This is a genomic window from Thermogutta sp., assembly GCF_014359955.1.
In the GTDB taxonomy this organism is placed as follows: domain Bacteria; phylum Planctomycetota; class Planctomycetia; order Pirellulales; family Thermoguttaceae; genus Thermogutta.
Window position 1 is genome coordinate 1 of sequence record NZ_JACIYL010000026.1, and the last position, 13,690, is coordinate 13,690.

The 13,690-nt window shown below is 60.7% G+C and carries 16 protein-coding genes; 1 reads left to right on the plus strand and 15 read right to left on the minus strand.

Annotated features, from left to right (window positions below; genetic code table 11):
* The 4 genes from H5U08_RS01685 to H5U08_RS01700 all read right to left on the minus strand — a co-directional run.
* Positions 1–921: VCBS repeat-containing protein (locus tag H5U08_RS01685; RefSeq protein ID WP_297029487.1), on the minus strand; the 921-nt coding region annotated here is incomplete at its 3' end.
* A 155-nt stretch (positions 922–1,076) separates the two neighbouring features.
* Entirely contained in the window at positions 1,077–2,177 is a 1,101-nt protein-coding gene (locus H5U08_RS01690) for a DUF1559 domain-containing protein (protein WP_297029488.1), read from the minus strand.
* Positions 2,178–2,354: 177 nt separating this feature from the next.
* Entirely contained in the window at positions 2,355–2,852 is a 498-nt protein-coding gene (locus tag H5U08_RS01695) for a carboxypeptidase-like regulatory domain-containing protein (protein WP_297029490.1), read from the minus strand.
* A gap of 321 nt (positions 2,853–3,173) precedes the next feature.
* Positions 3,174–4,412 carry a trypsin-like peptidase domain-containing protein gene (locus H5U08_RS01700; protein ID WP_297029492.1) on the minus strand — a complete coding sequence of 413 codons (1,239 nt, stop codon included), beginning with the start codon at positions 4,410–4,412 and terminating at the stop codon, positions 3,174–3,176.
* Positions 4,413–4,688: 276 nt separating this feature from the next.
* On the opposite strand from H5U08_RS01700, the gene H5U08_RS01705 reads away from it, so the two are divergent.
* Entirely contained in the window at positions 4,689–6,119 is a 1,431-nt protein-coding gene (locus H5U08_RS01705) for a hypothetical protein (protein WP_297029494.1), read from the plus strand.
* A 23-nt stretch (positions 6,120–6,142) separates the two neighbouring features.
* On the opposite strand, the gene H5U08_RS01710 is transcribed toward H5U08_RS01705, so the two are convergent.
* The 11 genes from H5U08_RS01710 to H5U08_RS01760 form a co-directional block, all read right to left on the minus strand.
* On the minus strand, positions 6,143–6,994 hold the full coding sequence (locus H5U08_RS01710; protein WP_297029496.1) for a hypothetical protein: 852 nt from the start codon (positions 6,992–6,994) through the stop codon (positions 6,143–6,145).
* Positions 6,995–7,026: 32 nt separating this feature from the next.
* On the minus strand, positions 7,027–7,539 hold the full coding sequence (locus H5U08_RS01715; RefSeq protein ID WP_297029498.1) for a hypothetical protein: 513 nt from the start codon (positions 7,537–7,539) through the stop codon (positions 7,027–7,029).
* Between the two features lie 78 nt (positions 7,540–7,617).
* Complete coding sequence (locus H5U08_RS01720; protein WP_297029499.1) at positions 7,618–8,025, minus strand: DUF3168 domain-containing protein; 408 nt, start codon at positions 8,023–8,025, stop codon at positions 7,618–7,620.
* Positions 8,026–8,061: 36 nt separating this feature from the next.
* On the minus strand, positions 8,062–8,697 hold the full coding sequence (locus H5U08_RS01725) for a hypothetical protein (RefSeq protein WP_297029501.1): 636 nt from the start codon (positions 8,695–8,697) through the stop codon (positions 8,062–8,064).
* An 11-nt stretch (positions 8,698–8,708) separates the two neighbouring features.
* A complete protein-coding gene (locus H5U08_RS01730) occupies positions 8,709–8,921 on the minus strand; it encodes a hypothetical protein (RefSeq protein ID WP_297029504.1) in 213 nt (70 codons plus the stop codon).
* A gap of 44 nt (positions 8,922–8,965) precedes the next feature.
* On the minus strand, positions 8,966–9,364 hold the full coding sequence (locus H5U08_RS01735) for a hypothetical protein (protein ID WP_297029505.1): 399 nt from the start codon (positions 9,362–9,364) through the stop codon (positions 8,966–8,968).
* Positions 9,365–9,385: 21 nt separating this feature from the next.
* A complete protein-coding gene (locus H5U08_RS01740) occupies positions 9,386–10,213 on the minus strand; it encodes a LamG domain-containing protein (protein ID WP_297029506.1) in 828 nt (275 codons plus the stop codon).
* Positions 10,214–10,279: 66 nt separating this feature from the next.
* Positions 10,280–11,452, minus strand: a complete 1,173-nt coding sequence (locus tag H5U08_RS01745) for a hypothetical protein (RefSeq protein ID WP_297029507.1) — start codon at positions 11,450–11,452, stop codon at positions 10,280–10,282.
* A 74-nt stretch (positions 11,453–11,526) separates the two neighbouring features.
* Positions 11,527–11,994, minus strand: a complete 468-nt coding sequence (locus H5U08_RS01750; protein WP_297029508.1) for a hypothetical protein — start codon at positions 11,992–11,994, stop codon at positions 11,527–11,529.
* A gap of 394 nt (positions 11,995–12,388) precedes the next feature.
* A complete protein-coding gene (locus H5U08_RS01755) occupies positions 12,389–13,258 on the minus strand; it encodes a hypothetical protein (RefSeq protein ID WP_297029510.1) in 870 nt (289 codons plus the stop codon).
* A 102-nt stretch (positions 13,259–13,360) separates the two neighbouring features.
* Positions 13,361–13,690: hypothetical protein (locus H5U08_RS01760; protein ID WP_297029511.1), on the minus strand; the 330-nt coding region annotated here is incomplete at its 5' end.

Sequence of the window (13,690 nt, forward strand, 5' to 3'; positions counted from 1 at the left end):
GCCATGGGCCAGCCCCGCCGAATCGAAAGCCACACCTGCCAGCATTCCGATATCCTCAAACCGGCCGGCCCCATCGTTTTTGAGAAGAGAGTTGCCGGGCGGTCCGTCGCTATTGACGAAGATGTCCGTGTCACCGTCGTTATCGTAATCGGCACACACGATTCCCATCCCGCGGCCGCGATGCTTGTTCACCCCGGACTGCTCACTGACGTCGGTGAACGTCCCATCGTGATTGTTATGAAAGAGCATATCAGGAAAGACGGCAAATCGCGAGGGATCAGGGTAGATGCGAAGGCCTTTCCAGTACGCCCGCACGTCCATGTCCGTAGTGAATCGCAGGTAATTGGACACGAACAGGTCGAGCCAGCCGTCGCGGTCGGCATCGAGGAAAGCAACTCCGGCCCCCGCTTTGTCGGGAAAAGCAGCAGCCGTTCGCGTTATTTGGGTAATGTCTAAGAAAGTACCATCTCCGTTATTCCGGTAAAAAACGTTCGGGCCCCAATTGGAAATATAAATATCCTGGTCACCGTCGTTATCGAAGTCGGCGGTGGCCACCGCCAGACCATAGCCGGTGTCTCCCACGCCCGCCTTTTCGGTGACGTCGAGAAATCGAAAGTGCCCCAGGTTTTTGTAGAGTCTGTTGGTCGGCGGCTTATTCACTGTCATTCCCGGCAGTGCGGACCCATTGAGGAAGTAAATATCAATAAGTCCGTCGTTATCGTAATCGAAGGTGGCCAGGCCTGAAGCCACAGTTTCGATGATGAAATAGTTACCGGAGCTGCCATCCGTATGAACGAAGTCGATTCCGGATGCGGCCGTTACATCCCGGAAGCGCACTTTGTCCGCTGCGCGTGCGGATGTTGCGAGCAGTGGAAAACCCAGAATCATGCCGATCAAAGCCGTGACCGCACATCGGAGCATCGCGCGACGCCCTGCTGCCTGGCAAAGTCGACCAGTCATTCCCTGCGAACAACGAGCCACGGAAGCGCAACAGAATAGGGACGCTATCGAGCGCGGACAGCGTCCCCTCATGGTATCTCGATACATTTCCGCGAGCGGGCTAAACGAATACCACTTCAGAATCCACTGACGCTCTCACTTCCAGCCCGGCTGCCCAAGGCGCCCCATACACCATACGGGCTTGGCCCACCGGTTGGTTCTGGCCGCGTCAAATCGCCCGTGTTGATCGTGTCGCTAATGAACCGGACGGAACCATCGGCCAGCAAAGCATTGACGCCACCCGGGTGATAGCTGTCCGGTGGCATCACGTGGTCAGACCCCCACTCCGACCAGTATCCCTTACAGCCGATGGAATTGGGCGGCAGAACGGTGTTGAAGCCCGTCACGCAGCTTGTGCCCCACGCCCAGTGGACACCGCGGAGCTCGCCGATTTGGGGGGCATTCACGATCGTGTTGTTGGGGCCTTTATAAGCCAGGCACTGGGACGGATTTTGCCGCAAATTCCCGTCACCCACGTTCTCCACATAATTTCCGTGGGTGACCGGATCATCACTCCGCTTGGAGACTACCACTTCACTGGCGGCGAGAGTGTTGCTGGTACCGTCCAAAATATCGGAGAAGCTGAGGAAGCTATCCGCACCAAATATTCCTCGCGGATTGCGGCGGCCTCGCCAGTCCACGCTGATATCGTCACCCCAGCAGAAGACGTAATTATTGTCACCCTGCCACCAGTACGGACGACCGTCATCTTGCAATTTCCCGGCACCACCGTCAGACGGACATAGGATAGAGGGGATCTGCACGTGATGGGGCTGGAAGTTCCAACCGTACCAGGGCACGGGCCCCCAGGCAGGATACGGCGGGTTTGCCTGCGGCGAGGAAAACTGTTGATACAATGATGTTTGCTCCAAGTACGGCAGGAGCATGACGAAAGCACTTAATCCACCCCGAGTTGATGTTGCCTCATTCCCATTGTCAGTTCCCTGACCAAGGCTGGGAAACTTCTTGTGCGAGTCGTGGTAGTTGTGAAGAGCCAAACCAATTTGTTTGAGATTGTTGGTGCATTGACTACGTCGGGCCGCTTCACGGGCCGCCTGGACAGCCGGGAGCAACAGAGCGATCAAAATGCCAATGATGGCGATGACCACGAGCAGCTCCACAAGAGTGAACGCTGACACAGGCCAGCGTATGCGACGAGAACATTTTACCTTTTTCACGGGCCACCTCCTCGCGATAGCTAAAACCGCAGGACACGACAACATAAGCAGGAAACCCCAGTTCCATATCGACGAGCTGGCCCCCCCTTATCACCCAATTTATCATACTTCGCGCAAAACCAGTGTCAAGTTTTTTGCGCGGATCAAATTAGATATTATTTTCATTCTCGTTCCGAATTACTGAGATTTAAGGTCGAACGTGAACTCGTTTTTCGCGCCCCGTTTGACCGTTGCCGTTAGGCCGGAAGTCGCCGGCGAGGTATACTTCTTGGGAATGGCAGAGCCTCCCTCTGCCCCGGCTTTTGCCTTGGCCTGTTCGCGGATTTGCGCCATTTGTTCGGGCGTCAAAGCCCCCCCTCGCGCCCGGGGGTCTTCTACGGGACCTCCCGTCGCCACCGGTTTTGTGATGGCCACGCCGTATTCGCCGGGCACAGCCCCGTCCCCAGCGCGGATTGTGGTCAAAACGAATTCACCGTTTTCGTTCGTCATCCCGGCCGCGGTGCGGCCTTCCGGCGTTTTTGGCGAAAACGTCACGGTGGCACCGGGAAGCGGTGCGCCATCAAGGGTGACGCGGCCCTTAACGGGAACCGTATTGAGACTCGATCCCCCTTTCGAGCACCCAGTCAAAAACACCGCCACCCCCAAAAGCACCCACGCGAACCTTCCACCGCTCATGTAACACCTCCCATGAATCCCATCGCGAATTTCGATTCCAGCCACTCTCGGACGCGCAGCGCCCGAACCCACACCCAGCCCCAGCTTCTGCCCGAAGCTGGGCCTACCCGCAGCCCCCTCTCCCAAGAGACGGAATGGTTGTCCCTGCCCAGTACCAGCAAATCCCCAAAACCAGCCGCATTCTAGGACGGAAAATCGGTATTGTCAACAAAATAGACGATAAAAAATCGCCTTTGCGATTGGCCGGATTGACGTCGGGAAGCTCCCTGCGCTCCTCGCGGTTCCGGCGAGTGGGGTTGATTCTGTTTCCTCGACGGATCTTCACAACGGCCGCTGGCCGACGAGTACGCGCAAGGTTTGGGGCTGATCCTGCCGATAAATTTCCATGGGAACCTCGCTGCCCACCGGCGTTTTGGCTACCATCACCCCCAGAGCCGACGAATCCTCCACCACCTGACCGTTCCAGGTGCGGATGACGTCCCCCGGCCGAAGGCCCGCCTTTTCCGCCGGTGATCCCGGCAGTACAGAAAGCACCACCACGCCCCGGCTGTCGGGAATCTTTCGGCTGCGGGCCTCTTCTTCGTCGAGATCCGCCATCTGGACTCCCAGCCAGCCGTGGCGACTGCGCCCTTCCCGCCGGATCTGTTCGTACGCCTGTCGGGCAACCCGACTGGGGATGGCAAAACTGATTCCGCGATAGGCCTCCCCATAGATGGCTGAATTGATGCCCACAATCTCCCCGCGGACATTGACTAGCGGTCCGCCGCTGTTGCCAGGGTTCATGGCGGCGTCCGTTTGCAGCAGTTCCTGAAACCCACCCGCATTGCTTTGGGCCCGGCGCTCTTTGGCGCTGATGATACCGGCCGTCACGGTCCGCGTCAGACCGTACGGATTGCCGATGGCGAGCACCGTATCACCGACCTCGAGCTGATCACTGTCGCCCCAGGGAACGGCGGTCAGGCCACTGCCTGGAATCTTCAGCACGGCCAGATCGTTGAGCGGATCACTTCCCACCAGCTGGACGCTTTTAATCGTGCGGCCATCCGCCAGCCGGACCACGATATCCCGGGCCTGTTCGACCACGTGGAGACTCGTGACGATATATCCTTCCTCATCCACGATGACCCCCGAACCGACGCTCTCTTCCCGAATTCTGGGGGCTGGACCCGGCAACGACCGTCCCGGTCGGTCCAGGGCCATTTCCCCTCGGGAGGCCTCGACGCCCACCACGCCCGGAAACACGCTTTTAACGACCCACCGAAAACGCTCTTCCCATTGGGGAAGTCGGGCCAGTTGATCCCGGGCCACAAGGGCCTCTGCCCGTAACCGACCCCGAGTCACCGCAAACGACAGTTCTTCCACCAAATAGGGGACTGAAAACAGAAGTCCAAAAAACACCACGAGCCAAAACAGTCCCCGCAGCACTGTGCCCCAGGGAATTCCGTCATCCGAAGAGATTTGGGCCATCTCAGGCGGGGGAGACATCCGCACTTCAGGTTCCGCTTCCGATTCAGAAACGACGCCCGCCTGCGATGCGGTGTAATTCGGATCGGGATTCATCCCAAGCGCACCCCCGTCAGGAAAGCGTTATTTGCACGCCTCTGATAAGGCCATCCGTCAGTTGGTGTTCTCGCAACAGGTTCCCACGAACCGTGCGCCCACCATGCAGACCACGATACCAACCACCCCTTGTTATTTTACCAGCCGATGCGAGCGGGAAAGCTCGCCGCGCGCTTGACAACGCCGATTGCCCCTGGCATATTGCCAGCGGGACGGGATCTTTAGTTTGGGAAACGGGTTGCACTTTCGGGAACCGAAAGAACGGGAGGGACTGCCATGATCCGCGGATTGGACCGACGTGGTTTTTTGGAATTGACGGTTTTAGGGGCCACTTCACTCGGGTTAGGACGCTGGGGCTGGGCCTGGCAGGCGTCCCCGTCAAAGCTGATCAGCCCAGGCTGCCGTCGCTCCAAAGTCAAGGTGGCCCGGCTGTATCTGGCGGGAAGCGGTCTTTGGCCTCATCCCAAGCTGGATGTTCAGGCCGAGCGGCAAAGCTACGAGCAGGCATTCCAAGAGATGGCGGACCAGTTCGCCGACGTCGATTTCTTCGTCGATGAACTCATCACCGATCCACGGCAGATCGCGGCGCTTGCTGATCAGCTCGCCCAGGCCGACGGCATCCTGGCAATCCATCTCAAAATGGGCGTGGGCGGAATGCTGACGGAAATTCTCAAGACCGGTCGGCCCACGATGTTCTTCGCGGTGCCCTTTTCCGGGCATGAATGGGCTGGCTTCGGAACGATGCTCCGGCAGGAGCCACTGCCGCTTTTCGACGCCATCCTCAGTGACGACAAACGGGACCTGGCCGCCGCCGTGCGTCCCATTCGAGCGCTGCACCATCTCCGGGAAGCGAAGATCATCAATGTCACTCTCCGCCAGCCCGGTGAATTCCATCAGGCCGTCAAAGAGAAGTTCGGCACCGAAATCAAGCACATCGGACTGGAACCCGTCGTAGCGGCCTATGAGAAGGTAAGCGATCAGGAGGCCGAAGCGGAAGCGCAGCGCTGGATCGAAGGGGCAAAGCAGGTGGTCGAGCCGACCCGTGAAGAAATTGTCCGGGCGTGCAAGCTCGCGCTGGCCTTTGAAAGGCTTCTCGATGAAGAAGACGCCACGGTGCTCACCGTGGATTGCTACGGCACGATGTGGGACCGCACGATCAAGCTGCCGGCTTATCCCTGTTTGGGCTTCTCGCGGCTCAACAGCATCGGCCTGGGAGGGATTTGCGAAAGCGACCTCCGCTGCGCCATGACGCACATCATCTTCCAGGGGCTGGCCGGCAAGCCCGGTTTCATCAGCGATCCCACCGTGGATCAATCGACGAACACCATCATCCTCGCCCACTGCATGGGAACGGTGAAAATGCACGGTCCCAACACGCCCACCATGCCCTACAAAATCCGATGTGTGTTGGAGCGTCAGGAAGGCGTCGTACCGCAGGTGTTTATGCCGGTGGGGCAGCGGGCGACTCAGGCCCTGTTTGTCGATCCCAACACGCTCCTTTATTTCACAGGCGAGATCGTGGCGGCCCCGGACATCGAACGCGGGTGCCGCACCAAGATTACGGTCAAGGTGGATGGAGATGTGGAAAAGCTCTGGCGGAACTGGACGGCTGGTCTCCACCGTTCCACATGCCTGGGCGACATCACCAAAGACCTCGAACGCTTTGCTCGGCTTGCCCGGATGAAGCTCATCAACGAACTGGCGTAGAGGGGCGAAGCATTTTGGGGAGGTTAAACGAACTCGGGCTGGAACAAGCGGGAAAAATCTCCGCTGTCGTAGAGAGGACCAGAGGCGTCCTGAATGAGCACGAACCCCGGCGGCTGGGTACGGTGGAGATGGTTCCAGCCGAACACTTCCCCTCCGTGTTTGATGGCCATTTCGCGAAAGTGGTAGCGAAGCTCCCAGCAAAACGGCGAGGCGCCTTCATCGAAACTTCCCCGAAAAAGCTTGTTCGCATCGGCGCCGAGGAAGAGGAGCGTACCTGCGGCCGCCCCGAGGAACGTATCGCTGTTCACCGTTCCCTGGAGTTCGCGGATCGCCTGCCAGGGTGGTCCCACCACCTGGCGCCAGATGAGCCAGTGATCGGTGTAGGGAACGAGGTGCGAAAGCGGCAGTTCGGGGGGAAGCGGCGTTTGGGGGTCGTCTTCGGCGACGAATCCGCTGGCCAATAGCGGCCGCTCCAGAAAGCCGTGTTCCATCCGGTAGCTGAGTTGGGTTTCATTCGGGGCCACCGGTCCATCGGAACGGTCCTCCGGGGGCACGCTGCGGTATTCGACCACCGCCCGGGCAAACGATCCGGCGTAACTGGCCAGATCCTTCAGCAGATCCGTGCCCGCCGCTTCGTCGGAGAGCAGGCTTTCCGGGTCGGCCGGGGAAAAGGCAATCGAGACGGCGAATACGCCTTCCCGGCCGGGGTATCGAACCCACGGCTGCCCGCCGTGAACCGCGGCATCGCCGAGGATCTCCGCGGCGAAGGCATGCCGCTCTTCCCAGGGAATGAGAAATGTGCGGCGAGCCGTGAATCCCTCGAGGGTGTAACGCTCCTCGGGGGAGCCTGCCAGTTCGCGAAAAATCACCGCCATAAAAAGGTCCTCGTGGTTTCCACGTTGCAATGTCAGCCGGCTTTCACTCCGACGAGAATGAGATCGTAGGTCACGGTCCCTGATTCCGCAGCCAGCTTGAGGTTTTTGGCTGAGGCGCTCACCGACCAACCGGCATTCGGGTGGACCACCAGCAGGACACCTCCGGGGACAACACGAATCGTCTGCGTGACGGAGGAAAAAGGTCCCGGCCAGGAGTTAGTGCTGGCCCCGCCGATAATGAGATTGCCAGCGCTTTCCTTACGGTTGATCACGTAGAGGGCCTTCACGCTTGCAAAGGCCTGATTCACCGATGCATTGAACAGCGTCCGTGAAAGGGCTGTCAGATCCCATTCGTTGCTGGCCCCGCTGGCCAGCGTTTTGCCAAGGACGTACCACACGGCGTTGGCCTGGCCTTCGTCCGTGCCTTCCTGAAGCGAAATTCGCCACAGCCACTGATTGCTGTCGATGACGGCCGAGCGGTCCTGCTCGTCCCGCCAGGTCCAGCCCACTTTCGACTCCAGAGAACTGCGAAAGATCGTTGTCATCAATCGGCTCCTCGGGTATCACTTGACTGAGCATCACGGCGGCACAGGCTCGGAGGTGTCTGGCCGCCAGTCGGATCGTCACGTCGTTACAACCGGTCGCAGAGTGAGGGCGTCAAACTCCACGGTTCCCCGCCAGACATTGTGGTCTGGGTCTTCGATTGTCATGCGGCGGTAGGTCACACGGGCGACCCGGGCGCCGTCTCCCAGGTCCAGCGATACCCCGTGGTACACGCGCCGCACGGCGTCCAGTACCTTTCGCAGGTGATCGAAGCTCTCCGCCCAGAGTTTCACCTGGATATGGACGCGGTCCGCCCATTCAGGCTTAGCGGTAAGCCAGGCGCGCTCCTCTATCAGACACCGCAGGCAGGCGCCGGGGAGTCGCGGGGGAGTTTGACAGCCCGTCCAAACATTCTGCGGTGGAACGAGGCCGGCCAGCGTGGCATCTTCCGACCACCGCGTGTAAAGGGCGTGTTCCACACGGAGCATGGGCAGGGTGCCTCCTGTGGGAGCGATTCTGTGGGTTCACGAAACGTCTTGGGTGATCGGGTGGACATAGAGGACGGCAGGATGTCCCGGCAATCCCGGCTGTTCCACCCGATCCACCCAGTACAACACCCCCGCAGAGGTTTTGAGGCGAAGCCTCCGTGAGGGTAGCTCCGCGGCCACGAGGACGCGGTAGGTGGGTGTTCGACCTTCTGCGTTGGGTGTTTGGCTGTGGGAAGAATGGAACTGGATGGGAACGCCGGTGAGCCAGGGGCGCCAGTGGATCACCGGTTCGCCGTCCGGTCCCTGGGTGGTCTCAGCAACTTCGACATCCGCCGATTGGGCCGCCGCAAAGGACGCCGCCCAATCGCGCGTCCAGAGAATGAGTCGCCCCGTGGCGGTGGCCGAGACGACGAGCACGGTCCACCGTCTTTTTGCCGCGTCGTGCAGGACGTCGCCCGGCCGAGCCGGTCCGGGGAGACTTCCTTCGGGGATATGCCACACGGCGTCCGCGCCTGCCCAGCCGTTTTGACGGTCCATGCGTGTTGGTGACACCGGACGAAAGATAGCCCCGGTGACGGTCAGACCGGGCGGGCGTCCCCTGCGCCAGTAGGTGATCGTCTGACAGCCGTCCGCAAAATCCTCGGGTAAATCCCAGGCGAGAAGGTCGTTCACGGTTGCCCTCCTCATGTTGTGCCTCGGGACCGCCTTTCGCAGGGCGTTTCCCGGGCCAGTTGCGTGTCACACCAATCCACCACGGCCGTCAGGCGCCCGAGGTATTCCGACCACGACACCCGCTGGCCGTCCAGCTCGTAACTGGGTTTGGGTTGAGCGGTCACCTGCTGGATAATCGCAAGGGTTTGCGAGCGGATGAGTTTCAACACGTCTTCATCGGGCATCACATCAACTCCTCGGATTCATGATCGATATTGGGGTGTTCACATCAGATAGCGCGAACCCGGAACCGCACGACGATTTCCTGGCCGGTTTGGGGCGTCAGGCGATACTCGATTCGGTAGGTCCGCTGGGCTTCGGGGAAGGCCGGGGCCTGAGTGATGTCGAGGATGTGGCGAAAGTTGTAGCCGGTCTCGTCCACGTCCCACAGGGCGTCTTTCTGAACTGTTGCCAGCACCACGGCGGAGGGACTGAGAGGCACGTCCCAATGCCCGGCAACGGGGTTCAGCAACGTGGGATCCTCATCATCGACGAGAGCCACCGAGTATCTGGCCGCGGTGATCTGAGAGGGCGTGATGGGGTTGCCGTCGGCACCGAGGACGCGGGCCAGCAGGGTGGCCGAGGCCTTCTGAAACACGATCCCGTAAATCTCAGCGGCGTCGGGCATGATCGTCTCCTTGGCACCAGGTCAAAGATTGCGAGCCACACCGGCGGCCACGTGGCCTGCCGAGCAACCTGTCACGGCCCCCGGGCAAAAGACGGTTCCCTGTCCGGCCGTTGCCGTCCACACGTTACCGGCCACCGCAGGGAAACGTGGCGTCGGACGGATTGTCGGCAGTGGAGCAGGCGGCTCCGGCTGCGGATAGTTGATGCTGGGATGATCCGTCCAGCCCGGACTATTGAAGGGGGTCAGGTCGTAGAGTCCAGCCAGGTGGTCGCGGTCGTCGTTTCCGAAGGGGCCACCGAGCGGCCAGTAGGCGATAAGATCGCCAGGCCTGACGAGGAGAGGCGAATGTCCTGCCGCCAGTTGCGCGATTTCGCTGGCGTTCAGAGCGACTTTCCACACGGCGGCCTCGGCGGCGTACCCGGCGAAATACGCCATCCAGCTTCCCTGGCGTTCCCATGCCCCGATGACAATCCGATCCACGGTCGGCACGGCCAGGGTGGTTCCTTCGACGCTGCCCGCCACCCCATCGAGATACACCATCCGGGAGTTGGCCCCCGTGAACACCCCAGCCAGATGACACCAGCGGTTGAGGGAAAACGTCGTGCTGCTGCGGGCAATGGCGAAGGTGTTCTGATAGGCGGTGACAGCCGCCGCCTTCATCCCGTCGGGGCCTCGAAGCTGGAGGAACCATCCCGTGCTGTTATCTGCGGACCGGGCGAGGCACAGCACATCCTCATAGAGACTGCTCCGCTGGGGATACACCCACAGCGCCAGAGTCAACGGATATGTGAAGTTCAGCGCTTCCGCACGGCGAAGGAACTGAGTGCTGCCGTTAAAGGTCCGCGCCATGGCCGGCCTCCCGTGGATCGGATTTCATCGGCGGTTGTTCATCGCACAGAGAATCTGCCGGCTATCTCAGGCCGTGCAGCGGACGACATAGCGGGGATCGAGAACGGCGGGTGTTCCGCGCTCGCTGGCCTTGAAGCGGACGACAATATCCTGCGTGAAGTCGGCTTCACTGCCGGGGGCCGATTGCGTCACCGTGAGCGGCCAGTTTTCCATGTAGGCGAACGCCCGGGCAAAGTCGCCCACAAACCACCATGTTTCGGCGTCGGTCGGGCTGATTCCCGAGGCCACAATCCGCTGATAGAGGAGCTGGCTATCGTACACCCGGTAGTCCGCCAGTGGATTGGGAGAAGTCGTGGCACTCGGGGAACCATCTGCCGAGAAGGTGATCGTGGTGGCGTGGAAGATTCGTCGGGCAGTATGCCGCAGCGCCGTGGGAACAAGCACGGTATTCGGCCGAATGAGAATCGGCTCATTGGTGCCGGGATCCTTCATTTGGGCGAAGAGTTTTTCGGCTCTGTCCACGCTGATCCAGTCCTGAAGTGGGTTCTGCCCCAGGGCGTTGACCCAGGGCCCATTGTCGTTTGCGGCGTAATACGTGTTGTAATTGACGCCGTTATGCTTGTAGGTATTCACGGCACCCAGAACGACATCGAGAATGCGACTTTCCTTGCGACGGCCCAGCGTTTGCCCCACTTCTGCCGCCTGACGCAGCACGAGATGGGTGCGATCGAAGAAGATGGCCTCCCGGGTGATGGGCACGATGAGACCGTGCTTGGTCGTGGCCGGGGTTTCCACGTAGCTCTCCCCAAAGCCCACCTGGGGGTAGGGCATGCCGGGGTGAACTTCCGTCAGGGTATCCGGAACGCTTGCCATGGCGGGGAGTTTTTCGCTGTCAAACCGGGTGGGAATGGTCTGCACCAGGCGGGAAGCGACAAACGCCTCGTGCTGATATGCCTGGAGAATCTTCGAATACACCACCTGGCCGGTCACGTTGAGAAAAGCCGTCACGTCCACGGCGTCTCCGGCTTCCAGCAGGGCCACCGGGCCGCTTTGCCGCGGATCAAGCGATTTCACCCACTGATGGCCGTCTGGAATGAGGGCCTCGGCGAGGTCGCGGAGACTGAAGTCTTCCGGTTGGAGGTGCCCCTGTTGGAGAGCCTCGGCCAGGTGAGTCACGGTCTTCTGTGGGCCATCCAGGTCATAACGGCGACGCAATTCACGATAGGAAATCGTAGGCATCGTGTTCTCCTGCAAGGAATCGGGTTTTCTCTCTCGACAGAACAAAGGAACCAAGCTCAGGCCGTGCCGTTCGCTCAGGTGGTCGTGCCTTTGACACCGCCCGCTATGATCGTAGAGCAGACCGCCACCCAAACGGTGCCGCTGGCAGCGCGGACCACGCGGCCCACGGCATTGTCGGCGACGGTGACCTTGACAAGCCGCTGGTTTTCGAGGGCGGTTCCGGCGTCGTTTTCGTCCACACCCACCCAGTCGCCGAGTTGGAGCGTGGTTTCTGGGGTGGGGAATTCGAAGACGCCGGCCGTCGCCACGCGAATCGGGCTGGCACTTCCCGCAGGGCTCCGCTGCATCGCCACCCCCAAGAATTTGGAGGCGAACAGTTGCTGGTTGGCGGCTTCGTTGCCCTGGTCCGGTTGAAGCGACGCCGGCTTGGCGTCATCGCTATCCCAGTACACGAGATCGCCGATTTCGATGACGGTGGTGCTGTCCACCGGTGCGACGACCGGTTGGGTGTCGCCGTAGCGCCATCGCATGACATCAGACATGGAAAACCTCCTCACAGTGAGAAACGGAACATGGAGGCGGCGTGGACGCTGTGCCGCCCCGTTGACCACCATCACACGACACAGGTTCTTGAGCCTTCCAGGGCCTGAATGGGGAACGACAATCGGCTTCCTTCGGGAAATCCTTCGGAGGGGCACGCTTGTCGTGCCCGGGGGAGAAATGGATCATCAATCGGTGTTCATCGGACCCGACAAGCGGGTCCCTCCGAATACGGACCGCGTTGAAATTGATCCCGGGATAGGGTAATGGCCATTCATGAATTGCCCCTACCGGGGATTCAGTGCCATGCGGGCCCGACAGGCGGGCCCTTCCGAAAGAGGTTCCTCCGGGCTGACGGGTTTTTCGTCCTGGACCGACGTTCCGTCATCGCCTGTGTTAAAAAGCCCTGTTTTTGATGGCCCGGGCAAATGCCTCGGCGGTGAGTTCGACGCTCTCGCGCAGCCCATCACGGGATTCCGGATGAGCGATTTGTTTTGGGATTGTTCGGCGGGCTGACTCCACGAGGTGGTTGAGCTCGTCCACCAGCCGCGATTGACGCTGCTCGTTGGCTTCCTGCAGGAGTGTCTGCCACAGGGCGTATCCGAGAGGGATTTTTCCTGGTGCCGCGTCCCCGGGTGGTTTCAGGAATGAATCCGCCAGGCGACGGCGGAGAGCAAGTTCCCCACGAAGGCGACGGACTTCTTCTTCCAGTCCTACCGGCGCTGCCTGATTGACCGGCGAGCGGGTTTGGACCGGGGAATCGTCGGCGGAAGCGTTTTGCGACTCGAAGAGTCCCTGGGTCGAGGCGGGATCCGCCACCACATCGACGCTCAGCACGCGAAGGATTTCGTCGACCACGGTGACGTCGCCCTGTCGGCTGACCCGAGCCAGTACATTGTGGGAGAGGCCGACGTTCTGCGGGGCGTGCTGGGCGTCCCAAACGAGTCGCTCCGCCACATCATGTTTGGGGTTGAAGTACAGATCCGCAAACAGGCCCTCACCCGGACGGTAATGCACGTGCCGCAACAATCCCAGACGGTCGCGGTAATCGCGGGGTGCCGCCGCTTCTCCCTGAGGATGATTGACGTTCACTTTGGCCCCCTCATAGAGCGGCACGGCCGCGCGGAGCGCCGCTTCGGTGTACCAGCGGCCGTTGCGGGACTGAAGTCCCAGGACTTTCACACCTCGGATGATCCCCGCCGTACCATCCACCTGCACGGTGTGATCACCCCAGCCAAGATACTCGCGGAGATTGACTTCATTCATCACAGCACCTCGGTACATGGACATCTTTTCGGAATCTGACCCGGCATCCTCGACTCTGTTTCGGTGTGATCCTCTACGGGTTGCCGTGGGATTGGTGGGCGTTCAAGCTTCGTCACCGGATGGCGGCTCCGCGCGCCGCGCGGGGACCGGTAATCCGTGGCGAAGGGCCAGTTGTTCTCGGGAAAGGGCGCCGCAGCGGAAGAGAATGGCATCGGCCTGGGCCTCGCGGAGACGATCACGAACACAAAGAGAGGGGGGAATCGCTTCGATGGCGACGGCCTCGAGAATGTCCCCAGGCAAACGGCCGTGCTCCGCGGCGGTCCGCAGCGCACGTTCCAGCACTTCCCGGTCGGCCTCAATCATCTCCTGCTGGAGCCGCTGGAACATTTTCACCGCGGGGCCTTCCGCCACCAGGGTGGAAGCGTAATTCGC

What these genes read in the sequence shown, in the direction of transcription:
- H5U08_RS01695 (WP_297029490.1), bottom strand. Translation starts at nt 2,852, where the DNA reads ATGAGCGGTGGAAGGTTCGCGTGGGTGCTTTTGGGGGTGGCGGTGTTT.
- H5U08_RS01700 (WP_297029492.1), bottom strand. Translation starts at nt 4,412, where the DNA reads ATGAATCCCGATCCGAATTACACCGCATCGCAGGCGGGCGTCGTTTCT.
- H5U08_RS01705 (WP_297029494.1), top strand. Translation starts at nt 4,689, where the DNA reads ATGATCCGCGGATTGGACCGACGTGGTTTTTTGGAATTGACGGTTTTA.
- H5U08_RS01710 (WP_297029496.1), bottom strand. Translation starts at nt 6,994, where the DNA reads ATGGCGGTGATTTTTCGCGAACTGGCAGGCTCCCCCGAGGAGCGTTAC.
- H5U08_RS01715 (WP_297029498.1), bottom strand. Translation starts at nt 7,539, where the DNA reads ATGACAACGATCTTTCGCAGTTCTCTGGAGTCGAAAGTGGGCTGGACC.
- H5U08_RS01720 (WP_297029499.1), bottom strand. Translation starts at nt 8,025, where the DNA reads ATGCTCCGTGTGGAACACGCCCTTTACACGCGGTGGTCGGAAGATGCC.
- H5U08_RS01730 (WP_297029504.1), bottom strand. Translation starts at nt 8,921, where the DNA reads ATGCCCGATGAAGACGTGTTGAAACTCATCCGCTCGCAAACCCTTGCG.
- H5U08_RS01735 (WP_297029505.1), bottom strand. Translation starts at nt 9,364, where the DNA reads ATGCCCGACGCCGCTGAGATTTACGGGATCGTGTTTCAGAAGGCCTCG.
- H5U08_RS01740 (WP_297029506.1), bottom strand. Translation starts at nt 10,213, where the DNA reads ATGGCGCGGACCTTTAACGGCAGCACTCAGTTCCTTCGCCGTGCGGAA.
- H5U08_RS01745 (WP_297029507.1), bottom strand. Translation starts at nt 11,452, where the DNA reads ATGCCTACGATTTCCTATCGTGAATTGCGTCGCCGTTATGACCTGGAT.
- H5U08_RS01750 (WP_297029508.1), bottom strand. Translation starts at nt 11,994, where the DNA reads ATGTCTGATGTCATGCGATGGCGCTACGGCGACACCCAACCGGTCGTC.
- H5U08_RS01755 (WP_297029510.1), bottom strand. Translation starts at nt 13,258, where the DNA reads ATGAATGAAGTCAATCTCCGCGAGTATCTTGGCTGGGGTGATCACACC.